The sequence below is a fragment of the Streptomyces sp. NPDC002088 genome, assembly GCF_040296605.1.
Lineage (GTDB): Bacteria > Actinomycetota > Actinomycetes > Streptomycetales > Streptomycetaceae > Streptomyces.
The window spans coordinates 350,900-373,210 of record NZ_JBEOXO010000002.1; the positions used below are offsets into that span (position 1 = coordinate 350,900).

At 70.4% G+C, this 22,311-nt stretch carries 22 protein-coding genes, 1 tRNA gene and 1 pseudogene; 11 read left to right on the forward strand and 13 right to left on the reverse strand.

Annotated elements, in window-relative coordinates; translation table 11 throughout:
* Positions 1-413: 413 nt before the first annotated feature.
* Positions 414-929 (reverse strand): phosphoribosyltransferase, encoded by a 516-nt coding sequence (locus ABT114_RS05300; RefSeq protein ID WP_351138816.1) that lies wholly within the window; start codon positions 927-929, stop codon positions 414-416.
* Positions 926-1,501, reverse strand: a complete 576-nt coding sequence (gene dcd / locus ABT114_RS05305; RefSeq protein ID WP_351138818.1) for a dCTP deaminase — start codon at positions 1,499-1,501, stop codon at positions 926-928. The genes ABT114_RS05300 and dcd overlap by 4 nt, the downstream gene beginning before the upstream one ends.
* 533 nt (positions 1,502-2,034) lie before the next feature.
* Between dcd and ABT114_RS05310 the strand changes: the two genes are divergently transcribed.
* Positions 2,035-2,108: transfer RNA gene (locus ABT114_RS05310), tRNA-Gly, on the forward strand.
* A 50-nt stretch (positions 2,109-2,158) separates the two neighbouring features.
* Here ABT114_RS05310 and ABT114_RS05315 read toward each other — a convergent pair.
* Positions 2,159-2,329: pseudogene (locus ABT114_RS05315) on the reverse strand (tyrosine-type recombinase/integrase); the annotation flags it as partial.
* 242 nt (positions 2,330-2,571) lie between these two features.
* On the opposite strand from ABT114_RS05315, the gene ABT114_RS05320 reads away from it, so the two are divergent.
* Both ABT114_RS05320 and ABT114_RS05325 read left to right on the forward strand, forming a co-directional pair.
* Complete coding sequence (locus ABT114_RS05320; RefSeq protein ID WP_351138820.1) at positions 2,572-2,985, forward strand: hypothetical protein; 414 nt, start codon at positions 2,572-2,574, stop codon at positions 2,983-2,985.
* A 102-nt stretch (positions 2,986-3,087) separates the two neighbouring features.
* Positions 3,088-4,014 (forward strand): DUF8832 domain-containing protein, encoded by a 927-nt coding sequence (locus ABT114_RS05325; protein WP_351138822.1) that lies wholly within the window; start codon positions 3,088-3,090, stop codon positions 4,012-4,014.
* A gap of 404 nt (positions 4,015-4,418) precedes the next feature.
* Here the strand turns inward: ABT114_RS05325 and ABT114_RS05330 are convergent, their stop codons facing one another.
* The 4 genes from ABT114_RS05330 to ABT114_RS05345 form a co-directional block, all read right to left on the reverse strand.
* Positions 4,419-5,096 carry an HNH endonuclease family protein gene (locus ABT114_RS05330; RefSeq protein WP_351138824.1) on the reverse strand — a complete coding sequence of 226 codons (678 nt, stop codon included), beginning with the start codon at positions 5,094-5,096 and terminating at the stop codon, positions 4,419-4,421.
* Positions 5,097-5,333: 237 nt separating this feature from the next.
* Positions 5,334-6,512, reverse strand: a complete 1,179-nt coding sequence (locus ABT114_RS05335) for a magnesium transporter CorA family protein (protein WP_351138826.1) — start codon at positions 6,510-6,512, stop codon at positions 5,334-5,336.
* Between the two features lie 123 nt (positions 6,513-6,635).
* Positions 6,636-7,001: a hypothetical protein gene (locus ABT114_RS05340; RefSeq protein ID WP_351138828.1), complete on the reverse strand. Its 366-nt coding sequence runs from the start codon at positions 6,999-7,001 to the stop codon at positions 6,636-6,638.
* Positions 7,002-7,328: 327 nt separating this feature from the next.
* On the reverse strand, positions 7,329-7,964 hold the full coding sequence (locus ABT114_RS05345) for a TetR/AcrR family transcriptional regulator (protein ID WP_351138829.1): 636 nt from the start codon (positions 7,962-7,964) through the stop codon (positions 7,329-7,331).
* A 164-nt stretch (positions 7,965-8,128) separates the two neighbouring features.
* Here ABT114_RS05345 and ABT114_RS05350 point away from each other — a divergent pair, with 164 nt between their 5' ends.
* Together ABT114_RS05350 and ABT114_RS05355 are read left to right on the forward strand one after the other, a co-directional pair.
* The gene (locus ABT114_RS05350) at positions 8,129-9,661 is read left to right on the forward strand and encodes an APC family permease (protein ID WP_351138830.1); all 1,533 of its coding nucleotides are present in this window, start codon (positions 8,129-8,131) and stop codon (positions 9,659-9,661) included.
* Positions 9,662-9,696: 35 nt separating this feature from the next.
* Entirely contained in the window at positions 9,697-11,268 is a 1,572-nt protein-coding gene (locus ABT114_RS05355; protein WP_351138831.1) for an amidohydrolase, read from the forward strand.
* Positions 11,269-11,451: 183 nt separating this feature from the next.
* Here the strand turns inward: ABT114_RS05355 and ABT114_RS05360 are convergent, their stop codons facing one another.
* The gene (locus ABT114_RS05360) at positions 11,452-11,913 is read right to left on the reverse strand and encodes a DUF7144 family membrane protein (protein ID WP_351138834.1); all 462 of its coding nucleotides are present in this window, start codon (positions 11,911-11,913) and stop codon (positions 11,452-11,454) included.
* Between the two features lie 243 nt (positions 11,914-12,156).
* A complete protein-coding gene (locus ABT114_RS05365) occupies positions 12,157-12,720 on the reverse strand; it encodes a peroxiredoxin-like family protein (RefSeq protein WP_351138835.1) in 564 nt (187 codons plus the stop codon).
* Positions 12,721-12,830: 110 nt separating this feature from the next.
* Between ABT114_RS05365 and ABT114_RS05370 the strand changes: the two genes are divergently transcribed.
* The 4 genes from ABT114_RS05370 to ABT114_RS05385 all read left to right on the forward strand — a co-directional run bounded on the left by ABT114_RS05370 (position 12,831) and on the right by ABT114_RS05385 (position 16,083).
* Entirely contained in the window at positions 12,831-13,445 is a 615-nt protein-coding gene (locus ABT114_RS05370) for a TetR/AcrR family transcriptional regulator (protein ID WP_351138837.1), read from the forward strand.
* A 146-nt stretch (positions 13,446-13,591) separates the two neighbouring features.
* Complete coding sequence (locus ABT114_RS05375; RefSeq protein ID WP_351138839.1) at positions 13,592-14,599, forward strand: NAD-dependent epimerase/dehydratase family protein; 1,008 nt, start codon at positions 13,592-13,594, stop codon at positions 14,597-14,599.
* 99 nt (positions 14,600-14,698) lie between these two features.
* Positions 14,699-15,469 carry a glycosyltransferase family 2 protein gene (locus ABT114_RS05380; RefSeq protein WP_351138841.1) on the forward strand — a complete coding sequence of 257 codons (771 nt, stop codon included), beginning with the start codon at positions 14,699-14,701 and terminating at the stop codon, positions 15,467-15,469.
* Positions 15,466-16,083 carry a TIGR04282 family arsenosugar biosynthesis glycosyltransferase gene (locus ABT114_RS05385; RefSeq protein ID WP_351138843.1) on the forward strand — a complete coding sequence of 206 codons (618 nt, stop codon included), beginning with the start codon at positions 15,466-15,468 and terminating at the stop codon, positions 16,081-16,083. Before ABT114_RS05380 ends, ABT114_RS05385 begins: the two co-directional genes overlap by 4 nt.
* Before the next feature lie 105 nt (positions 16,084-16,188).
* Here the strand turns inward: ABT114_RS05385 and ABT114_RS05390 are convergent, their stop codons facing one another.
* Both ABT114_RS05390 and ABT114_RS05395 read right to left on the reverse strand, forming a co-directional pair.
* The gene (locus tag ABT114_RS05390; protein ID WP_351138845.1) at positions 16,189-16,653 is read right to left on the reverse strand and encodes a hypothetical protein; all 465 of its coding nucleotides are present in this window, start codon (positions 16,651-16,653) and stop codon (positions 16,189-16,191) included.
* A complete protein-coding gene (locus tag ABT114_RS05395; RefSeq protein WP_351138847.1) occupies positions 16,653-17,912 on the reverse strand; it encodes a molybdopterin-dependent oxidoreductase in 1,260 nt (419 codons plus the stop codon). The genes ABT114_RS05390 and ABT114_RS05395 overlap by 1 nt, the downstream gene beginning before the upstream one ends.
* A 336-nt stretch (positions 17,913-18,248) precedes the next feature.
* Here ABT114_RS05395 and ABT114_RS05400 point away from each other — a divergent pair, with 336 nt between their 5' ends.
* On the forward strand, positions 18,249-19,661 hold the full coding sequence (locus ABT114_RS05400) for a hypothetical protein (RefSeq protein ID WP_502987537.1): 1,413 nt from the start codon (positions 18,249-18,251) through the stop codon (positions 19,659-19,661).
* 172 nt (positions 19,662-19,833) lie between these two features.
* The gene (locus tag ABT114_RS05405) at positions 19,834-21,411 is read left to right on the forward strand and encodes a right-handed parallel beta-helix repeat-containing protein (protein ID WP_351138851.1); all 1,578 of its coding nucleotides are present in this window, start codon (positions 19,834-19,836) and stop codon (positions 21,409-21,411) included.
* 24 nt (positions 21,412-21,435) lie between these two features.
* On the opposite strand, the gene ABT114_RS05410 is transcribed toward ABT114_RS05405, so the two are convergent.
* Together ABT114_RS05410 and ABT114_RS05415 are read right to left on the reverse strand one after the other, a co-directional pair.
* A complete protein-coding gene (locus ABT114_RS05410) occupies positions 21,436-21,609 on the reverse strand; it encodes a hypothetical protein (RefSeq protein WP_351138853.1) in 174 nt (57 codons plus the stop codon).
* A 63-nt stretch (positions 21,610-21,672) separates the two neighbouring features.
* Entirely contained in the window at positions 21,673-22,029 is a 357-nt protein-coding gene (locus tag ABT114_RS05415) for a PRC-barrel domain-containing protein (protein WP_351138855.1), read from the reverse strand.
* Positions 22,030-22,311 lie beyond the last annotated feature (282 nt).

Sequence of the window (22,311 nt, forward strand, 5' to 3'; positions counted from 1 at the left end):
GCACGCCTTCATGCGGCAGCAACACATGGAACAGGCGGAGCAGGCAGCGAAGTCCGCTGCGGCCGTCATGGCGCCCAGGGCGGAGGTTCCCTCATGTCCTCCGGAAGAGTTGTCGCTACTGGGTGCCATGAACTTGGTTCTCGCTGTGATCAATGCGAGGGAAGGTCACCGGGGGTGGACCCATGAGCACATTGACCGAGCGCGCAGAATCGCAGCGCGGTTGGGTGAGGACCGCAATGACTTCGACACGGAGTTCGGGCCTACGAACGTGGAGATCCACGCGGTGAGCACGGCGTTCGTGATCGACCTGATAAGGATGAGGCCACAGGTTCAAATCCGGTTAGCGCCTCCAGCACGAAGGCCCACGGTCCAGATGGATCGGGGGCCTTCGCCGTCTACGCAGAACGTGCAGGTCAGACCGCTTCCTTGTTCTCCTTGGGCGCCTCTCCCGACTTATGTACTGGAGGCAAGACACTCCACGGGAAGTTGATCCAGTCGTCGGTCCGCTTCCACACGTACTCGCACTTCACGAGGGAGTGGGACTTCTCATAGATCACCGCGGAGCGCACCTCTGCGACGGTGTCGAGGCAGAAGTCGCGCACGAGCTTCAGCGTCTTGCCGGTGTCGGCGACGTCGTCGGTGATGAGCACCTTCTTGTCGCTGAAGTCGATGGCATTGGGGACGGGGGCGAGCATGACGGGCATCTCGAGGGTGGTCCCCACCCCGGTGTAGAACTCGACATTGACCAGATGAAGGTTCTTGCAGTCGAGGGCATAGGCGAGCCCACCGGCGACGAAGACGCCGCCGCGCGCGATGGAGAGCACTATGTCGGGCTCGTACCCGTCGTCGGCGATGGTCTGCGCGAGCTCGCGGATGGCGACGCCGAACCGCTCGTAGGTGAGGTTCTCCCGTACGTCTGCGGCGCTCATACCTGCGTCCTGTGGAAGTTGAGGAAGGACCGGGAGGCCGTCGGTCCGCGCTGCCCCTGGTACCGGGACCCGTACCGCTCACTGCCGTACGGGGACTCGGCCGGCGAGCTGAGGCGGAACATGCACAGCTGCCCGATCTTCATCCCCGGCCACAGCTTGATGGGCAGGGTCGCGAGATTGGAGAGCTCGAGCGTCACATGCCCGGAGAACCCGGGGTCGATGAACCCGGCGGTGGAGTGCGTGACGAGCCCGAGCCGCCCGAGCGAGCTCTTCCCCTCGAGCCGGGACGCGAGATCGCCGGGAAGCGTGATGACCTCGTACGTGCTGGCGAGCACGAACTCCCCGGGATGCAGAATGAACGGCTCGTCCCCCTCGGGCTCCACAAGGCGCGTCAGGTCCGCCTGCTCGACGGAGGGGTCGATGTGGGGGTACCGGTGGTTCTCGAACACCCGGAAGAAACGATCGAGGCGCACGTCGATGCTGGACGGCTGCACCATGGATTCGTCGTAGGGCTCGATCCGTACCCGTCCGGCGTCGATCTCGGCCCGGATGTCCTTGTCTGAGAGAAGCACGTCCCGAGGATACGCAAGGCGCGCGGAGCGACCACAATCGGACGACTCCGCGCGCCGGGCTGGTACCGCTTGTCGGCTACCGCTTGTCGGCTACCGCTTCTCGAGGGTCACCGGCACGACACTGCGAAGCCGGGCACAGCGAGGGCACCGGACAAGCCGTCCGGGACCGAGCCGCTCGGCCTGCTGCATCGGGAACGAAGCGGTGCTGAACACGTGCCCATCGGCACAACGGACGACGGTGCGCTCCATCAAGTCCTAGAGTCCCTTCCCCAAAGAGCCGCGTCCGGCTGCTGCTCGCCGGACAACGAAAGCCACATTACGGGACGAACGGGACGGCCCTCCAGGCGGCACCCCGACCCCGCCCGACCCTCTTCCAGTCCTCTTCCGATCCCCCACCGTACGCCCCAACTCCGGCCCCCCGCAGCCCGATCCCTCCCCTGAAACGCACTCAGACCCGCAGGCTTCAACGCCCGGGGTCTGGGATGAGGTAGAGTGACGGAGCGTTCCGACACCGGTTCCGACCGGCGTCTTACGCGGGTGTAGTTTAATGGTAGAACATCAGCTTCCCAAGCTGAGAGCGCGAGTTCGATTCTCGTCACCCGCTCCACGACTAAGGCCCAGGTCAGAGAACCCGGGCCTTTTTGCTGTCCGCCGTGATCAGTTGTCGCGTGCCAGATCCGTGCCAGAACGCTTGTCGGGCGCCTTCTCGGTGGCCGCCGCCCGAGCCTTCCGGACGGTTACGTCGAGACCGGCGGCGACCTCTTCCTGTCGCTCGTCGTCGGAGTGCTGATAGATCAGCGCTGCCAAGATCGTAGAAGCGGAAGCCCTCGGGCAACCGGGATGCTCGCTGCAACAGCGCGAGGAGTCCGAGGCATCTGCGAAGTCCGGGAGCCCGTTCGGGTCGTCTGAGTACGCATCGCGCCCTGACCAACAGTCCGGGCGGGGCCTGGGATGCGAAGGAGACCGGGCGAGCAATACCCTGCCCGGGTATTGTGCGAGTAGGGCGGTACGCGGACAGCGAGCAAGGAAGGGGAACGGCTGTGGGTAGCGGACAGGCAGGCAACCGGGGCGTGGCCCGGCTGCTGGCGGTGTGCGCGGTCCTGTTCGGCCTGTTCCTCATGCATGGCGCTCCGGTAACCGCCGCTGGGGGCTGCCACGGGGCGATGCCGGCGATGTCCTCGCCGATGCCCGACGGCCATGACGTCGCCGCAGCGACCATGGCCCATGCGCCGGACGCGCATCAGCCGGGCTTGAGCGTGCGTCACGTGGATGCTCCGGGGATGTCCGGGGTGCTGTGCGTGTCGACGCCGGCGTCCAAGCGGGTCCCCCTGCCGGCGCCCGGCCTGATCGCCATGGCCGCCGTCGCGGTGCTGGCCGTCTGGATGCCAGCCGAACTTCGGGCGGCTGCCGGCCGGATGGGGCGGCGGGGGCCGCCGTCCGGCGGACGAGATCTCCTGCTCCAGGTGTGCATCGCGCGGACGTGACAGACACGATGCCGAACTTCGGCAACGGCCGGTTCGGCCCCGTGTCCTGTTCGTTTCCGCGCGCCACCGGTGTGGTGCGCCCACCCGGAAGACCACCATTCGATGTTCGCTTCGTCTCGTTTCACCGTGCACCGCCGCGCTGTCGCCGTGGCCGGTACGGCAGCCGCTCTCGCGCTGACTTTGGCCGCCTGCGGCTCCTCCGGCGGCTCCTCGTCCATGCCCGGCATGGACCACGGCACCATGCCCTCCGCGTCGTCGTCGCAGAGCGCGTCGCCCTCGATGGGCGACATGCCGGGCATGGACCACGCGGCTGACGGCAACGGGCTGTCCGACACTCAGGACGGCTACCGCCTCACCTCGAAGGACGCGACCCTGCCGTCCGGCGAGCAGGCCGCGTACCGGTTCACGGTCACCGGCCCGGACGGCAAGCCGGTCACCGGCTTCGCCCTCGACCAGACCAAGCGGATGCACTTCTACGCCATCCGCTCCGACCTGACCGGCTTCCAGCACATCCACCCCACGATGGCCTCGGACGGCACCTGGACGGCCGACCTGGCCTCCCTGGCCCCCGGCTCTTGGCGCACGTTCGCCAGCTTCACCCCCGACAGCGGGGCAGGGAAGGGCAAGGACTTTGTCCTCAGCCGCACCGTCACCGTCCCCGGGAACGCCACGAAGACCCCGCTGCCCGCGGCAGCCACCACCGCTGAGGTCGACGGATACACCGTCACCGTCAAGGGCGAGCCGATGGCCGGTATGGCCCACCCACTGACCGTCACCGTGTCAAAGGACGGCAAGCCGGTCACCGACCTGCAGCCCTACCTGGACACCTACGCCCACCTGACCGCCTTCCACGAGGGCGACCAGGCGTTCGCCCATCTCCACCCGACCACCAAGGTCACCGGCGACAACGGCGGCCCGGACCTGGCCTTCCACGCCGAGCTGCCCACCTCGGGCAACTGGCGGCTGTTCCTGCAGTTCCAGACCGGCGGCAAGCTCCACACCGCCGCCTTGACCCTGCACGTCGGCTGACGCCCGACGGGGCGCCGTCCAGGCGGCGGCGCCCCGCCCTCAGGCCCAGGCGCTGGGTACAGCAGCGAAGTACAGCAACCGCAGCAACCGATCCCGTCCGGCAGTGTCTCTCCGGGGCCGTAGCGCGGCCGGTATGACCGCTCGCGACCGCTCCACATTGAGCTACGGATCAGAAGGTTGTGAGGGGGGTGGGTGCGGAGCCATTCGGCGTCCCGGGACCCAGTGGTCCCGGGACCCCTATCCGGCCACCCCCGCGGCAACGGGTGCGAACCACACACCCGCCGGTTGACCGACGTCCCCGACTCCCCGTGATCGACCTGACAAGGATGAGGCCAGACCTCAAAGGCCCTTCCTGGAGGTTCATTCGGTGGCCCCGCCCAGTTGTTCGGGTCGGGGCCACGGTTCTATGGGGCGGGTTCGTAGGTCACGGTGGTTCCGGGGCAGGCGTCCGCGAGTTGGGTGAGTGCTTCGGACTCGACGGCGTCGACAGTGAGGCCCCAGCGGAGCTTGGTCGCGATCCACTCAGAGGCGTACCGGCAGGTGACATCGACGGCCGGCGGCAGCCACTCGGCCGGGTCCTGATCGGCCTTGCTGCGGTTCGAGGCCGCCGAGACGGCGACGAGGGAGGTCTGCGCGTCGAGGTCGTTGGCGTACGCCTCACGCCGCTCGGCGGTCCATTGCGACGCCCCGGAGTCCCAGGCCTCGGCGAGGGGCACCATGTGGTCGACGTCCAGGGCGGAGGCCGAGGTGAGCCACTTCGCGTCGTAGTACGACCACCAACGTCCTCCCGAAAGCTTGCAGCCCGGGAGGACTGCGGGTGCGTCGACCGCCTCGGAGAGCAACACCTCCATCCGGGTGTTGCAGCCGTCGGTGGGGATCTTGCCCGCGTTCCAGTGCTTGAAGCTCGTGCGCGCGTAGCCGTCGCGCACCTCTGCCGCCAGCGGCAGGTAGTACACCGCCGCCGTCATCGGGAGCGTGTACGCCTCGGCGGAACGGTCCTGCGCGTGGGCCTGGGCGGGTGCCACGAAGGGCACGAGGAGGAGGGCGGCGGCAATCGCGGCGCGCCTGAGGTTTTTGATCACGCATCGCAGAATTGACTGCGTGTACCTCGTTCGAGGGGTTCGACTCGAACGAATGAGCCATCTGGACGCCTGAGTTCACCGTACAGATGTGTCAGAGGACACCCGGTCGAGGACGAGCCATGCGGGAGCGGTCACTGCGTACACACCACCGCTCAGGTCAGCGCCTGAACCGGCCGCAAATGATCGCACGTTCCCACTCGGCATCGCTCGGATCAGCACATGATCGGCCGGACAGTCCTAGTCCTCGTCCCGCAGTCGCCGCCAGATGCGGGTGCGGTGCAGCACGTAGAAGGCCACGAACAGGGCGGCCACCTGAAGCCCCACGGCGAGCAGCCAGAAGACGACCTTGCTCTCCAGCTCGTCGGTCAGGTAGGCGAAGTTCATACCGAAGAATCCGGTCAGGAACGTCAGCGGCAGAAAGATCGTCGACACGATGGCCAGCCGGTTGATCACGCCGTTCTGCTCGCCCGCGGCGAGGGAGGAGTAGCTGGCGAAAGCACGACGGGCGGCATCCTGGAGGGACTCGATATTCGCAAGGACCAGCCTCGCCGCGTGCTGGAACTCCCGGGCGAGTTGTTGCCGCTCCTCCGGGAAGCTGCGGTTCATCATCCGGCGGGTGAAGACCTCGTCCACCGCCTGGAGGTAGGGAAGCAGCGAGTGGTGCAGGAGGGCGGCGCGCCGTCGCAGCTGTGCCAGGCGGTAGACCTGCTCGGGGCGCCGTTCCTGGAACATGTCGTCCTCGAGTTCCTCCACCAGCAGCAGGTCCTGCACGGCGGCCCGGTGGAAGGTCGCCAACGCCTCCTGGAGCAGCAGGAAGAGCATGGCCACGACGTCGGGAGGCCTCTCGTGCCGCAGTTGCGCGGAGATGCTCGACGCCAGGCCCGCCTGGCCATGGTGAACGGTGACCAGGAACTGCTCGGTCACCAGCGCGTGGATGTGAGCGATCCGGTCGTCATGGACCACGGGCACGACGAAGCCGGCCCTGTCCCCCAGGAAATCGACGCGCGCGGGCTCGTCCTTCCTGCCGAGCCAGGCCAGGTCGTCAGCCTCCAGGCCGAGCTGACGGGCCACAGGCTCTCCATCCGCCGGCGCTTCTTCTGGCAGCTCGACGTCGACGAGCAGAAAGCGGGCCGTGGCGAGCCGCTCACGTGCTTCAGACACGTCCGTACGGGTGACGGTCACCTCCGGCATCGACACCACCGTTACGATCATGGTCCTCACCGTTGGTCCCGACGCCGTTTCCGGCTGGTCGTCGGCCTGCTGGTCCGCGCCCGGCTGGTGGGCGGGGCTGACGTCCACCGCCGACCAGCCGCGCGGGATGGTGAAGGTAATGCCGGCCGGGGTGGTGACGTGAGCGAAGCGGTCGGGCGGGATACCCGCCGGCTCCAGGACCTGCCGGTCAGCTGACCGCTTCACCGGCCCCACGGCAGCATCCCCAGGAGCCGAACCCGGCGCCACACGCCTGCCTCGCTGCCTCTTGAAGGAGATCCGACAGGCTGAGGGGCAGGGGCGACGACTCGGGATCCCTCGGCGGGTGGGTCAGCGGGGTACGCAGCCGAACCAGTTCACCGTGCCCTTCTCCGACGTGTAGCCCAGGCACCTGATGGTTCTGTTGTGCAGGGTCTCGGTCCGGTCGACGCGTCCGTTCAGATACTCCGTTTTGTAGTGGGACTCTACGAGGGTGTCGATCTCGACGGTGTACCAGCGGCGCTTGCTGTCCGGCAGGCTGCAGCGGTGGGCGGTCATGTTGCGGCTGGGGTCGCCTATCCAAATGGCCCGTTCGGCGCGGTCGCAGTGTGCCCTGCCTGCGGCGGCGGCGGTGCCGGCGCCGGTGCCGAGCAGCGCCGTGGCGCCCGTGGCCACCGCCGCGGTCACGCCGAGCAGGCGCCTCAGGGTGAGGTTCATCAATTGGTCCTCCTACCGGATGCGGTGACGGCCCGGAGTCGCCATGTCACCGTGGTGCGATAGTCACACTTATCCGGGATGTCCCGCTCGCCGGTCGGCGCTGCATTCCCCCGCCCCGGTGACGTCCGTGATGCCAATGCAGCAGTCCGCGGTCACACCCCGGCCGGCCCTGGAGCAAGCCTCGGTTCGTGGTGCTACGCGCAGCCTCCGCAGCGAGGTCACGCCGTCGGACACCCCCGCCTGACGACCGACCGTCGCGGAGCGACCGGCCAGGCACGCCCCGTCCCGGTTCCCGTTCGTCATCGCTCATTCAGTCGACGGCGCAGGTCACGGCCGGGAATCGCTCCGGGCCGACGCGTGCGTCTCCAGCCCACGTCGGGCGTGCGCGAGGAACCCCTCCAGAGCCAGGTCGAAGGCGCGGTCGGCGCGATGGGCGCCGATCGCGCCGAGGGCTTCGGCCAGGCGAGGGGTTGCCGCGTCGTCGGCGATCTCCCACATGGCCTCGGGGGCGGCGAGATCCAGGGCGGAGCCGAGGACCAGGTTCTCCAAGGCGATGACGACCGGCATGACGTCCGGCAGGGGGAAGCCCGCGTCGAGAAGCAGGATGACGGCACGCTCGTACTGCTCGAGGACGCGCGGGGCCCGTACGGGTGAGGTCATCAGCAGCGGGATGACCCGCGGGTGGGCGGCGAAAGCGGCTCGGTAGGAGCGGGCCCAGGCCGCCAGGGCCGCGCCCCAGGGCCTGAGGTCCAGGGCGGCGGCGTCGATACCCTCGGTGATCCGCTCGCGGACCAGTTCGACGATGCCGTCCCGTCCATCCACATGGTGATACACCGAGCCGGTCTGCACCCCGAGCCGGCGCGCGATCTGCGGGACGCTGAACTCTCCCTGCGCGTCGATGAGTTCGAGTGCGGTGGCGGTGATCCGCTCCCGGTCGAGCAGGGGCGTGCGCGGCCGTCCCATGACGTGTGGTCCCCCTTGAGGGTTTCGCCGGAGGTCTTGAGGGGTCTTTCCAGATGCTGACGTGAAGGCTACATTGCCGAAACCGAAAGCCTTTAGGTTTACGGGTCCGGGGGCACCCCTCCCGCCCGGTCGCCCCTCCCGCCCCCTTCCAGAAGGGCTTTCCCATGCCCACCACCCACTCCACAGCGTCCGGTTCCACCGGGGGTACCGCGGCCCCCGCCCCTTCCCTGCGCTCCGGCTCGCTCGGCACCGCCGACATCACCTTCTTCGTCGTCTCCGCCGCCGCCCCGCTCACCGTGATGGCCGGCGTCGCCCCGCTCGCGATCCTGCTCGGAGGCATCGGCGCACCCGTCGGCTACCTCCTGGCCGGCCTCACCCTCGCCGTCTTCGCCGTCGGCTTCACCACCATGACCCGCCACATCAGCAGCAGCGGCGCCTTCTACGCGTACGTCACTGGCGGCCTCGGCCGCCCGGCCGGCATCGGCGCCGCGCTGCTCGCGCTGATCGGCTACAACGGCATGGAGATCGGCGTCTACGGCCTCCTCGGCACCGCCACCCAGGACACCGTGCACGCCCTGTTCGGCGCCGACATCCCCTGGCTGCCCGTCTCCCTCGCGGGCCTGCTGCTCATCGGCTACGGCGGCTACCGGTCGATCGACTTCGGCGCCAAGGTGCTCGGCGTGCTGCTGGCCGCCGAGACCGGCATCCTCGTGCTGCTCGCCGGCGGCGTCCTCGTCAAGGGCGGCGCGGACGGCCTGTCCCTGGCCTCCTTCGCCCCCGGAAACGTCCTGGTGCCCGGCATGGCGGCGGTGCTGGCGTTCGCCTTCGCCGCGTTCACCGGCTTCGAGTCGACCGTCATCTACCGCCGCGAGGCCCGCGACCCCGCCCGCACGGTGCCGCGTGCCACCTACCTCGCGGTCGGATTCCTCGGCCTGTTCTACGCGTTCATCGTGTGGATCGCCATCCAGGCCTTCGGCGACGCGCACGTCGTCGAGGCGGCCGGCAACGACCCCGTGGGGCTGTTCTTCGCCGCCGTCACGACGTACGTCGGACCCTGGGCGGCCGACCTGATGCACGTCCTGATCGTCACCAGCGTCCTCGCCTCCCTGCTGGCCTTCCACAACGCCATCAACCGCTACGGCCTGGCCCTCTCCGAGGAGGGGATCCTGCCCAAGGCGCTGTCCCGCGTCCACCCCCGCCACAACTCCCCCTACGTCGTCGGCATCGCCCAGACCGTCCTCGGCGCGGTGGTCGTCCTCGGGTTCTGGGCGGCCGGCGCGGACCCGTACGGGCAGCTGCTGCTGTGGGTCAACACCCCCGGCATGCTCGGCCTGCTGGCGCTTCAGCTGCTGGCGGCCCTCGCCGTGCCCTGCTACTTCCGGCGCGTCAGCCATGGCGAGGGCGTCTGGCGCACGGTCGTCGCTCCCGTCGTCGCGGCCGCGCTCCTCGCCACCGCCATCGTCCTGGTGATCACGCACCTCGACCTGTTCACCGGCGCGTCCACGACGGTCAACACCTTGCTCGCGGCGATCGTCCCCGCCACCTTCCTGGCCGGCCTCGCACTCGCGCGGCAGCTGCGCCGGGCCCGGCCGGAGGTCTACGCGGCCTTCGCCTCGGACACCGAACAGGCGGACACAAAACAGGCAGACGCCGAACGAGCGGACGCCGAACAGCCGTTGAGCAACCTCCACCCGTAAAGACGAGCACCCCCAGCAAAGGAGAGGCCCACCTCATGCCCACCGCCGACCTCGTCATCACCGGCGCCCACGTCCGCACCCTCGACCCGCGACGCCCGTACGCCCGCGCGGTCGCCGTACGCGACGGGCTGATCGCCGCGGTCGGCGACGAGAGCGACGTACGCGACTGGCGAGGACCCGGCACCGAGGTCGTCGACCTGGCCGGGGCCTGGCTGACGCCCGGCCTGGTCGACAGCCACAGCCACCCGGTGTGGGGCCTGGACCTGGCCATCGGGCTGGACCTGAGCACGGTCCGCGACCTCGACGGGCTGCGGGCGGCGCTCGCCACGGCGGAGCGGACGGACGGCTGGGTCCTCGGCTTCGGCCTGGACCACAACGTCTTCGGCGGCCGGCCCGTCGACCGCGCCCTGATCGAGGACGTACTGGAGGAGGCACCGGCCTTCCTTCGTCTGTACGACGGCCACTCGGCCCTCGTCACCGAGCCGGCGCTCAAGGCCGCGGACATCACCGGTCCCCGGACCTTCGCCCAGCGCTCGCACCTCGCCACCGACGCCGACGGACGGCTCACCGGACACCTGGTCGAGCACGCCGCGATGGACCTGGTCGTCGCCGTCCTGCCCAAGCCGTCGTACGCCGGACGCCGGGCCCGGCTGGCCGAGTTGCTGTCCTCGATGGCGGCGACCGGGCTGACCGGTGCCCATGTCATGGACCTCGGCGACCTGGACCTGATCGAGGCGGTGGCGCAGGAGACCGTCCTCCCGCTGCGGCTCGGCTTCCATCCCTGGTGCATGCCCGGCGCCGACGAGCGGGCGCTGGAGGAACTCGTCGCCCTGCAGGGCCGCGGGGGGCGGCACTGGCGGGTGAGCGGGGTGAAGTTCTTCATGGACGGCACGGTCGAGGGCGGCACGGCCTGGCTGGAGCACCCGGACTGCCACGGCCAGGGCACCGACGCGTTCTGGCCCGACCCGGCCGCGTACAGCGATGCCGTACGTCACCTGCACCGTGCCGGGGTGCGTACGGCCACCCACGCGATCGGCGACGCGGCCGTACGCCACGTCCTCGACACCGTCGCCTCACTGGGGCCCGGCGGTCGCCTCGCGCACCGCGTGGAGCACGTCGAATCGGCGCCCGACGACACGCTGGAACGCATCGCCCGCCTCGGCGTCATCGCCTCCATGCAGCCCCCGCACACCGAGTACACCCAGGCCGACGGTTCCGACGAGTGGTCCCTGCGTCTGGGCGAGGAACGCGCCTCCCGTGCCTGGCGCCTGCGCGACCTCCGGGACGCCGGCGCGATCGTCGCCCTCGGCTCGGACTGGCCCATCGCCCACTACGACGCCCGCACCGTCCTGGCGACCGCCCGCACACCCCGCGGAGCGGCCTCCGCCCGCGCCGGACTCACCGGCGCCCAGGCCCTGGAGGGCTGCACCACCCACGCCGCTCTCGCTGCCGGCGAGGCCACCGTCGCCGGACGTATCACCGCGGGGTTCCGCGCCGACCTCACCGCCCTGAGCCTCGACCTTGTCGAAGCACCCGCCGACGAGATCACCGAAGCGTCGGTGGCCCTCACGGTGACCGGCGGACACATCACGCACCGAGGCATCTGAGCCGGCCACGGCCCGATCCGCATGCGGGCCTCGACCGGTCCACGGACGGCGAGGCCCACTGCCGGGCACCCGGCTCCGATCGGAAGCCCCACGCCGCGCCCCGAACCGCCCTCACCGGCCAGGCACTCGAGTGGTACGGCCCAGAACCCGGCAAGTGAGGCCAGGGGGTGGTCCCGTCCGGATTCAACGACCGCCGTTGGTTCCGATGTGGAACCTCGTCAGCGCAAACATGATCAGGAGGTCGAGTGTCATCACGAGGATGGACCACGCCGGATAGTACGGAACGAACATGAACTGGGTGATCAGGCTGATCCCTGCCACCGCTATGCCGGCCCCGCGACCCCAGCTCTTGTTGGTCAGAACTCCCAGGCCGGCAACGACGAGCACCACTCCGACCACAAGGTGAATCCAGCCCCAAGCGGTCAGATCGAACCGGTAGGCGTACCGGGACGCGCGGAACAAGCTGTCCGTTGCGATGGCGGATGCGCCCATAAGGATGCTGAGCGGCCCGCTGAGCATCAACGCGGACCCGGCGAACAAGGACGCGCCGTCGATCAGTTCGCTGCTGTCGGGCCCCCCGGGCCCTTGCCGTGTCCTGTTCGGCATCGCTGTCATGGCCACAGCCTTCCTGTACAGCGCGGTCACCGACGCACACTGCCCGTGCGAAGCCGGCCACGCTCTCCTGACAGGATCACCGCAATCCTTCGGCACCGCGACTGCAACCCGCGTCGCCATCGCGGCAGTGTCATCGACCTGCCGGTGAAGGCCGCCGTCCGGGCCGCCGCGTACCGCGTCATCAGAGGTGCGCGTCGTAGCGGGCGTTGATCACCTCGTACCGTACGGCGTCCGCCGCTCGGTCGGCCGCCCGTTCGTCCGTGCGAGCCTCCCTTACCGAGTCGCGGGATTCGCAGGGGGCGTTCGCGGTGTGCGGGCTGCCAGTTCCAGCAGTTCGTCGACCGACCACTGGTCGTAGACGTGCTCGCCGTGTTTGGCGGCGAGGACGCGGCCGTCGGGCGCGATGAGGAAGTCGGCGGGAAGCCCCAGCCGACCGCCGTTCGGGCTGCTCGAGGGCAGGTGCTCGCGCCCGCGGGCGACCTCCCGTACGCCGCTCAGGACCGCCCGGACGATCGGTGCCCAGGCGCGCGGGAGGAGCAGGGCCCTAAACGACCGTTCCACACCGAACTCCGTGTACAGCCGCCTGGCGGGGTCGGCGATGACGGCGAACGGGAGATCGGCGGTGTGGCGCAGCAGTTCCTCGGCGGGTGAATGGAAGACCACGACCTCGCGTACCCCGGCGGCCTCGATCTCCTGGTGCCGCCGCACCACGGACCGCAGATGCAGATTGCAGACCGGGCAGCCGGCGAACCGCCGGAACTGGAGGTGGATCAGCCGGTCGGGGGCGGGAACGGCGACCTGATCGCCCGAGACAGTGGCCAGACTTCGCTCTTTCACGGTGGAACCGGGCTCCACCGGACTGCGGGACATGCGCATGGGCGTTCCCTTCCGTAAGCGTACGGCGTACTCCTACCACCTTAGGCGTATGCCGTACGCTGTCAACCGTCATGCCGCGCCCACGTTCGCTCACCCAGGATCAGCTGGCCTCGGCCGCCCTCGCCGTCATCGATCGCGGCGGGCTCGCCGGGCTGTCGATGCGCGCCGTCGCCCAGGAGCTGGGCATGAGCACCATGGGGCTCTACCGCTACGTGCACGATCGCGAGGAGCTCGAAAGGCTTGTCGTCGAGCTCGTACTGAGCGCCGTGGACATCGAGCCGCCGGGCCCCGACGCGTCATGGCGCGAACGGATCGAGGTCATGGCGCGGCGCCTGCGCGACACCGTGGGCGCCCATCCTGCGGTCGTCCCCCTCACCATCACCCATCGGCACCACTCCCTTGGAGTGCTGCGCTGGTCGGAGACCGTGCTCGCCGTCCTCACCGAGGCGGGCATCGAGGGCGAGCGGCGGGTCGTCGCGCTGCGCGGCCTGCTCAGCTACGTCATCGGAGCGATCCAGTTGGAACACCTGGGGGCCCTGTCCGGCTCGGGCACGGTGGCCATCACCGAGCTGCCGCCCGCGGAGTTCCCGCACATGACCGAGACCGCCCGGCACGCCCGGAACGTCGGCGCCGACCAGGAGTTCCTGGGAGGGCTCGCCCTGCTGCTCGACGGCCTCGGCGCATGAGGCCGGCAGTCGGCGGCTGATCTCCGCCGCTTCGCTTGCCGGGCAGTCGATCAGGATCGGGCAACGGCCGGCCCAGGTCTTACGGACCGGTGACCTGCCCGGCGTGGCGCTGTGACCGCCGAGGGCCGGAGCCTAGCGTGCCAGGCATGCGTGTACTGGTCACCGGCGGTGCCGGGTTCATCGGGTCCCATGTCGTCGAGGCGCTGGCGGAGCACGGGCACGAGTCCGTCGTGTTCGACGTGCGCGAGGACCCGGGCGCGGACGTCCGGAACGCGGCCGCGGTCTCCCGCGCCCTGTCCGGGGTGGACGCCGTGTGCCATCAGGCGGCGATGGTCGGGCTGGGCAGCGGCTTCGCCGACGCGGCGGAGTACGTCTCCCGCAACGACCTCGGTACGGCTGTACTGCTCACGGCGATGGCGGAGGCGGGGGTACGGCGGCTCGTACTGGCCGGGTCGATGGTGGTGTACGGGGAGGGACGGTACCTGTGCGAGCGGCACGGGGTGGTGCGGCCGGGGCCTCGGGCGGTCGCCGACCTGGCGGCCGGGCGGTTCGAGCCCCGGTGCCCGCGCTGCGGTGCGGAGCTGACGCCGGGGCTGGTCGGCGAGGACGCCCCGGCCGATCCCCGGAACGTGTACGCGACCACCAAGCTCGCCCAGGAGCACCTCGCCGCCGCGTGGGCCCGCGCGACGCGCGGTTCGGCCGTGTCGCTGCGCTACCACAACGTGTACGGGCCCCGGATGCCCCGTGACACCCCGTACGCGGGCGTCGCCTCCTTCTTCCGCTCCGCGCTCGCCCGCGGCGAGGCTCCACACGTCTACGAGGACGGCGCGCAGCGGCGGGACTTCGTGCACGTACGGGACGTGGCGGCGGCCAACGTGGCCGCGCTCGCGGCCGAACCCCGGGACGGGGCGTTGACCGTGTACAACACCGGCAGCGGCGAGCCGCACACCGTCGGCGAGATGGCGCGGGCGCTGGCGGCCGCGTACGGCGGGCCCGAGCCCGTCGTCACCGGGGAGTACCGGCTGGGCGACGTACGCCACATCACGGCGGACTCCTCCCGGCTGCGGGCCGAGCTGGGCTGGAAGGCCGGGGTCGGGTTCCAGGAGGGGATGCGGGAGTTCGCGGGGGCGCGGTTGCGCGGGGAAGCCGGATGAGCGTGCACCCGGTGAGCGTCTCCAGAACCGTGTGTGTGCCTGTGGTTTACGGGCTTTTCAAGGAGCAGGAGCCCGATATGCGGCTTTCGCGTCCTTAGGGTGAAGACCGTGACGACCTCTCCCGCACCATCGGACGTCGATGTGGTCCTGCCCTGCCTGAACGAGGCCGAGGCCCTGCCCTGGGTGCTGGCACGCATCCCTCCCGGCTGGCGCGCCCTCGTCGTGGACAACGGCTCCACGGACAGCTCGGCCGAACTCGCCCGCGGGCTCGGCGCGACCGTCGTCCACGAGACGCGCCGCGGGTTCGGCGCCGCCTGCCACGCGGGGCTGACCGCCGCCACCGCCGGCATCGTGTGCTTCTGCGACTGCGACGCCTCGCTGGACCCGGCGCTGCTCGTCCCCTTCGTCCGCGAAGTACGGGACGGCGAGGCCGATCTGGTGCTCGGGCGGCGCCGCCCGCAGGGCCGGGGCAGCTGGCCCGCGCGCGCCCGGGCCGGCAACCTCGCGCTCGCCCGGATGCTGCGCCGCCGCACCGGCCTGCGCCTGCACGACCTCGGTCCCCTGCGCGCCGCCCGCCGCTCGGCGCTGCTCGGCCTCGACCTCACCGACCGGCGCAGCGGCTACCCCCTCCAGATGGTGGTCCGCGCCGCCGACGCCGGCTGGCGCATCACGGAACACGACGTGCCCTACCTGCCGCGCGCCGGTGCCTCGAAGGTGACCGGCACCTGGCGCGGCACCTGGCAGGCGGTACGGGACATGAGGCGCGTCCTGGCCGAAGCGCCCACAGCGCCGGTGCCACCGACGCCACCAGCGCCACCGGCGCCACCGGCGCCACCCACGGCACCCGTTCAAGGGGAAAACTCCCGGTGACCACCCTTCTCGTCATCGCCAAGGAGCCACTGCCGGGACGGGTGAAGACGCGGCTCACGCCGCCGTTCACGCCCCGGGAAGCCGCGCAGCTCGCCGAGGCGGCCCTCGTGGACACGCTGCGCACCGTGGCGGCGACACCCGCGCAGCGCCGCGTCCTGGTCCTGGAGGGGCGACCGGGTCCCTGGCTGCCGCCCGGTTTCGACGTCGTGCCGCAGTGCGCGGGCGGCCTCGACGAGCGACTGGCCGCCGCCTTCGGCGGATGCGCCGGCCCCGCTCTGCTGATCGGCATGGACACCCCCCAGGTGACCCCCGAGCTGCTCACCGTGGACTTCGCCGACTGCGACGCGTGCTTCGGACCGGCCGAGGACGGCGGTTTCTGGGCACTGGGCCTCGCCGACCCCGACCCCGGCCTGCTGCGGGGTGTGCCGATGTCGACGCCGACGACGGGTGCCGTACAGCGTGAGCGGCTGGTCACCGCGGGACTGCGGGTACACGATCTGCCGCGGCTGCGGGACGTGGACACGGCCCGCGACGCCGCCGCCGTCGCCGCGTCGGCGCCCCACAGCCGCTTCGCCGCGGAGCTGGGCCGGCTCGAGGCGGTCACCCGCCGATGACCACCTCGCGCGAGGTGACCGAGGCACCACTTTGTGCCCCTGGGCCCGCCTCGGCACCCCGGCCCTTCTCCGGCACGTGGCACGTGCGGGCCGGCGCGCCGAGGGTCAGTGGACCACCGGCGGCCATTCCTTCGTGGCCCTGCGCAGCCGCAGCACCAACAGCAGCGCCGAGCCGCCGAACAGTACGGCCGTGATCAGCAGCCAGCGGGCCAGGAAGCCGTCCACCGACAGGCTGGTGGCGGACTCGTAGCGCCCTGCCGCCCGCCCGCTGATCAACGGGAACCACACGAGCAGAAGCAGCCCGGAGAGGACGGCGGGCACCCGGACGTACCCGACGCGTCGACGGTGGCGTCCCGCCGCCCCGATGAAGACACGGTCCACCGCCGAGTACAGGGGCAGCAGCACCAGGTCGTGGATCAGCGCCGCACCGACGAACCACAGCGCCACCCGGAACCAGTCGCCCGCGAGCAGCCGCACACCCGCGTACCCGGCGAGGGCGAACGAGCAGACGAGCAGCAGCAGTTGAAGCGGGCTGCCGACCACGAGCCGAGGAGGCTTCAGAGAAGGCATCACAGGTCTCCGAACGTCATCCGGGCCACCCACTTGGTGTTGAGGACACCGGGAGCGGCCGGCACGATGATCCGCGCCGGGTAGCCGTGGTCCGGGGTCAGGTCCTCGCCGTTGGCGTACAGGGCGAGGAGCGAGCGCGGGTCGCTCACCTGGTTGGCGCGCAGCGCGGCCCGGCGGAAGGCGCCATGCCGCTGGAGGGACTCCACGAATACGTCGGGCGCGTCGTCGTGCCCGACGAGCGCGGCGAGATCCCGTAGCCGTACGCCCCGCCACCACTGGTTGGACGTCGACCACCCCTCCACGCAGGCGATCGGCAATGCCGAGCTGTACAGGGGCAGTTGCAGCAGTTCCGCGCGGCTCAGCCGGACCGGGCCGGTACGTCCGGCGACGACCAGCCGCCACGCGTCGCCGCTCGTCTCGCGCGCGTCGATCCCTGCGTACGCGGCCGTCTTGTTGATCTGGAAGCCGCCGGGACCGCTGCCCGGATCGGCACCGCCGTGCGGTGCGAGCAGGGCGGTCTCCCGCAACGGCGCGTCGAAGTTCTGCCCGACTGTCGTGCCGAACAGCAGCAGCGAGCCACCGCCGACCAGCCCGAGGGCCCCGCGCCGTGACACGGTGGGCTCGGCGGGGTCCGGGGCCACCAGCTCGCCCTCCTCCTTCGCCGTCTCGTTCTCCTTGCCGCGCATCCGGCGCAGATTGCGTACGGCCGCGGGCGTCTTCAGTACGGCGTGCGCGACGAACGCGGCGAAGAACACCCAGGCCCCGTAGAAGTGCAGGGGGTAGAAGGAGCCGGGGAAGACGTAGTCGAGCTGGATGTTGAGCACGCCCGTCACGAACTCGAAGAGCGCGCCGCCGACCAGCAGGAGCAGCGAGAGCCGCTCCAGCGCGTGGGTGAGGGAGCGGGCGGGCGGCAGGGCGAACAGCTTGGGCACGACCGACCACAGCTTCGCCAGCAGTACGGGGACGAGGGTGATTCCCAGCGTGACGTGCACGCCCTGGGTGAGCCGGTAGAGCCAGACCGGGCCGACCGGCCACGAGAAGAGGTAGAAGCCGAGGAGCCCCTTGTCCGGGGTCTGGTCGTTCACCGGGTCCAGGTTCGGGTTGTACGCGGCGTACGACACCAGCCCCGTCACGAACATCACCGTGATCCCGCCGAGCAGGACGACGCCGAGCACGGAGGTGAACCAGGGGCCGCGCAGGGGACTGCGCCAGAAGCCGGGCGATGAGGGGAGCCGCGGGCCGAACCGTTGAGCGCGCATTGCCCGACGGTAGGCCGGGACCGGCCCTCGGAAGGGTGCGCGACTCATGACGAAACGCTGACGTCCCGGCTGGGTGTGACGTAATCCGCCGCCTTTCGGCCCAGTGTCTGTCCGGCAGGTCACGTCGCAGAGAAGCAACGATGGCTGATGAGCGCCGGTGAGCGGGGGCCGGCGCATGCGGCGGCAAAGCGGAGGAGGAAGTCGACGCAATGGGGGTCCCCCCGCTCGAGCGCAGCCGAGAGTGGGGAGTCGGCGAGTGACGACAACGCGGCAGATGTGCGCGCCTGCCCCCGCGGCTGCGGCATGATCCGCCGGACAGGCCCTAGCGTTCCCGGCGTGATCCACGCTCGTCTCCGAGGCCTCCGCGCCACACTGACCACCGCGCTGACCACCGCGGTGGCCGCCGCCCTGCTTGTCGTGGCGGCGGTGCTGGTCGGCCGCCACATCGAGCACGCCCGCCACACGCTGTTCGTCCACTGGCCGCCGCTGTTCGCGGAGTGGGACCCGCACGTCGGACCGGGCACCCCGGCCGCCGTGGCCGTCGCGGTCGCCGTGGTGGCGTACGGGCCGGTCCTGGCCGCCCGGCCGCCGTGGCGGGCGCTGCTCGCCGCGGCCTGGGGTACGGCGCTGGCCTGGACGTGGTCGCTCGCGCTGGTCGACGGCTGGCAGCGGGGCGTCGCGGGCCGGCTCACCACGCGCAACGAGTATCTGCGGGTCATCGACCGCTTCCACGACATCCCGGACGCCCTGCGCGGCTTCGACGGCCACATCCTGAGCGGCTCTCCCGACCCCTGGCCCGCGCACATCGCCGGACACCCGCCCGGCGCGGCCCTCACCTTCGTGCTGCTCGACCGGATCGGCCTGGGCGGCGGGGGCTGGGCCGGGGCCTGGTGCATCACCGTCGGCACCACGGCGTGCGTGGCCGTGCTGGTGGCGGTGCGGGTGCAGGCCGGGGAGGCCCTCGCCCGGCGGGCGGCACCGTTCCTGGTGCTGGCACCGGCCGCGGTGTGGGTGGGCGCCTCGGCCGACGGATACTTCACGGCGGTCGCCGCCTGGGCCGTGGCACTGCTCGCGCTCGCGCTCGTGGGGACGGGACACCGGGCGCGGGCGACGGCGTTCGGCTCAGGCCTGCTGTTCGGCCTGACCTGCTACCTCTCGTACGGACTCACGCTGTTCGCGCTGATCGCGGGGGGTGTGCTGGTCGCGGCGCGCGACGGGGTCCGGCCCCGGGGCGGCTCCTTGGTCCGGGTGCTGCCCTTCCTGCTCGCCGGACTCGCCGTCGTCCCCCTCGTGTTCACGCTCGCCGGCTTCAACTGGTGGGAGGCGTACCGCCTACTGATCAAGCGCTACTACGAAGGAGTCGGCGGCGTCCGTCCCTACGGCTACTGGGTGTGGGCGAACCTGGCGTGCGCCGTTCTCCTCACCGGCCTCGCGACGGCGGCGGGACTGAACCGGGCCTGCGTCACACTCGTCCGCAGTCGCGGCACCAAGCCCGCATCGAACCTCCCCGCATCAGACCTCCCCGCTGCCGGCGAGGCCCGCCTCGCCGTGCTCGTGCTGTCCGCCGTGCTCGCACTGCTCGTCGCCGACCTGTCCGGGATGAGCAAGGCGGAGACGGAACGCATCTGGCTCCCGTTCGCGCTGTGGATGCTGCCGGCGTGCGCCCTCCTCACCCGCCCCCGCGCCTGGCTCACCGCACAGGCCGCCCTCGCCCTGCTCCTCAACCACCTGCTGCTGACGGGCTGGTGAGGGCCGGAGTCCACCGGCCACCCTCCCCTTCGCGTTCATGTTCGTGAATATGAATCACGTACGCGTCTATTGACGCGTTCATAGCAAGAGCCTAGCGTCCCGGGAAAGCGCTTTCCATCTCCGGACCGAACCTTGGTCATACGAACCAACGAACCGAACCTGGAGACGAACGATGCACCTGAGATCAGTCATCGCGTCCGCCGGCCTCGTGGCCGGCGCACTCGTCGCGCTGTCCGGCACCACGGCGCAGGCCGCGACCACCCGCTATGAGGCCGAGAGCTCCCCGGCGGTCTGCACCGGCACCATCGACTCCGACTGGACCGGCTACTCCGGCAGCGGGTTCTGCAACGGCACCAACGCGGTCGGCGCCTATGCGCAGTTCACCGTGAACGCCGCCACCGCGGGCACGGCGACACTGAGCGTCCGCTTCGCCAACGGAACCACCACCGCACGGCCCGCGGACATCACCGTGAACGGCTCGGCGGCCACGTCGGCGTCGTTCGAGACCACCGGCGCGTGGGGGACGTGGGTCACGAAGACGCTCTCGGTGCCGCTGACGGCGGGCAGCAACACCATCCGGTTGAACCCCACCACCGCGGCCGGCCTGCCCAACGTCGACTACCTCGACGTCGAGGACAGCTCCACCACCACGCCCCCGTCGAGCACGGCGCTGTACGTGGCCCCGAACGGCACCGACAGCGCGGCCGGAACGGCGTCGGCCCCGACGACGCTCACCTCGGCGATCGGCCGCATCACCTCCGGCGGCACGATCTACCTGCGCGGCGGGACGTACGCCTACTCGTCGACGATCACCATCCCGGCCGGCACCGACGGCACGGCCGGCGCCCGCACCACCCTGTCCGCCTACCCGGGCGAGACCCCGGTGCTGAACTTCTCGGCCCAGAGCGAGAGTTCCTCGAACCGCGGGCTCCAGCTGAACGCCTCGTACTGGCACGTCTACGGCCTCGTCGTCGAGCACGCCGGTGACAACGGGATCTACGTCGGCGGCAGCAACAACGTCATCGAGCGCACGGTGACGGCGTACAACCGCGACTCGGGGCTGCAGCTCGGCCGGATCTCCTCCAGCACCCCCAGCAGCCAGTGGCCGTCCAACAACCTGATCCTGAGCGCGGAATCGCACGACAACGCCGACTCCGACGGCGAGGACGCGGACGGTTTCGCCGCGAAGCTCACCACCGGCACCGGGAACGTCTTCCGTTACGCCGTGTCCCACAACAACATCGACGACGGCTGGGACCTCTACACCAAGACCGACACGGGTGCCATCGGCCCGGTGACCGTCGAGTACTCCCTCTCCTACGACAACGGCACCCTGAGCGACGGCACCGTGAACTCCAACGGTGACCGCAACGGCTACAAGCTCGGCGGCGACGACATCGCGGTCGACCACGTCGTCCAGCACAGCATCGCCTACGGCAACGGCCATCACGGGTTCACCTACAACAGCAACCCCGGCTCGATGACCATTTCGAACAACGCCAGCATCGACAACGCCGAGCGCAACTTCTCGTGGGACGCCGGGACCTCGGTGTTCCGGAACAACACCTCGTGCCGGTTCGGTGTCAGCGGGTCGAACGACAAGACCATCGGTGACGCCGACAGCTCGAACCAGTTCTGGACCGGCACGAACGGGTCCCGGTGCTCCTCGTACGCCGGCGCCCTGGGCTGGTCCTTCGCCACGGACGGCCAGCTCGTGGTGACCTTCGGCGGCAGTCGGGTGACGCCGTAGCCGACGCCACCGACGGCCCGGACGTCAGCGGAGGCGATGGTGGCGCCCGCCTCGCCGGCGAAGCCGCATCGCCCCGTAGACGAGGTCGGCGACCAGGACGACGACGCCGATGATCAGAAGGTAGAAGAGGCCGTGGGCGGCGACCCCGATGATTCCCAGAACGATCGCCACAATGATCAGGAGCAGGAACAGGCTCATCCGTCCTCCTTTCTCCGCTTCTCCTTGTGGCCTTCTCCTTGCGGTTCCCCGTGGTTCCCCGTGTCAGCGGCGGGCGAGGCGTCGTTCGCCGCCGGCACCGGGCGCGTAGTCCAGTCCGTAGTGCGTGAAAACGGCCGGCTCCGCTTCCGCGGCCAGCACGCCGTCGGTGTCGATCGAGGGAGCTTTCTTGACCAGGGCCCTGGCATGGGTGACCTTCAGGTAGCCCGGGCCGACGGTCGCGCCGACGAGCGGGACGAAGACCAGACGGCGGCGGGTGGGCAGGCCCATGGTGACCGTCGCGAACAAGGGCTTGTCGGTCGCGGTGTCCACGTAGACCGACTCCAGGGGGCCCACCTTGCGGCCCTTCGGATCGACCACGTCGTGCCCGCGCCACTCACGGATGTCGCCCGCCTCGAACATCACTGACCTCCCAACGCAGGGGTGCGGGGTGCCCTTCCATCCTGCCCCCAATGTCGGATTTGGGGCGGATTTTAGAGCGGTCGGAGGTGCCGTCCGAGGGTCGACAGGCACATATCTGCGTCACACAGGCACTGAAATCTATGCTTGCCAGGGTAGACATTGGGCGGTTGCCTGGTTAGCGTTTCTCTCATCGGCAAGGTCAAGTGAGGATCGGAGGATCCAGACGCCATCAGGATGGCCCGGGCGCGCAGCGCGCTGTCCGGGCACCGTAAGACCCCGGAT

What these genes read in the sequence shown, in the direction of transcription:
- ABT114_RS05300 (WP_351138816.1), bottom strand. Translation starts at nt 929, where the DNA reads ATGAGCGCCGCAGACGTACGGGAGAACCTCACCTACGAGCGGTTCGGC.
- ABT114_RS05325 (WP_351138822.1), top strand. Translation starts at nt 3,088, where the DNA reads ATGTTCGCTTCGTCTCGTTTCACCGTGCACCGCCGCGCTGTCGCCGTG.
- ABT114_RS05340 (WP_351138828.1), bottom strand. Translation starts at nt 7,001, where the DNA reads ATGAACCTCACCCTGAGGCGCCTGCTCGGCGTGACCGCGGCGGTGGCC.
- ABT114_RS05345 (WP_351138829.1), bottom strand. Translation starts at nt 7,964, where the DNA reads ATGGGACGGCCGCGCACGCCCCTGCTCGACCGGGAGCGGATCACCGCC.
- ABT114_RS05350 (WP_351138830.1), top strand. Translation starts at nt 8,129, where the DNA reads ATGCCCACCACCCACTCCACAGCGTCCGGTTCCACCGGGGGTACCGCG.
- ABT114_RS05355 (WP_351138831.1), top strand. Translation starts at nt 9,697, where the DNA reads ATGCCCACCGCCGACCTCGTCATCACCGGCGCCCACGTCCGCACCCTC.
- ABT114_RS05370 (WP_351138837.1), top strand. Translation starts at nt 12,831, where the DNA reads ATGCCGCGCCCACGTTCGCTCACCCAGGATCAGCTGGCCTCGGCCGCC.
- ABT114_RS05375 (WP_351138839.1), top strand. Translation starts at nt 13,592, where the DNA reads ATGCGTGTACTGGTCACCGGCGGTGCCGGGTTCATCGGGTCCCATGTC.
- ABT114_RS05390 (WP_351138845.1), bottom strand. Translation starts at nt 16,653, where the DNA reads ATGCCTTCTCTGAAGCCTCCTCGGCTCGTGGTCGGCAGCCCGCTTCAA.
- ABT114_RS05395 (WP_351138847.1), bottom strand. Translation starts at nt 17,912, where the DNA reads ATGCGCGCTCAACGGTTCGGCCCGCGGCTCCCCTCATCGCCCGGCTTC.
- ABT114_RS05405 (WP_351138851.1), top strand. Translation starts at nt 19,834, where the DNA reads ATGCACCTGAGATCAGTCATCGCGTCCGCCGGCCTCGTGGCCGGCGCA.
- ABT114_RS05410 (WP_351138853.1), bottom strand. Translation starts at nt 21,609, where the DNA reads ATGAGCCTGTTCCTGCTCCTGATCATTGTGGCGATCGTTCTGGGAATC.
- ABT114_RS05415 (WP_351138855.1), bottom strand. Translation starts at nt 22,029, where the DNA reads ATGTTCGAGGCGGGCGACATCCGTGAGTGGCGCGGGCACGACGTGGTC.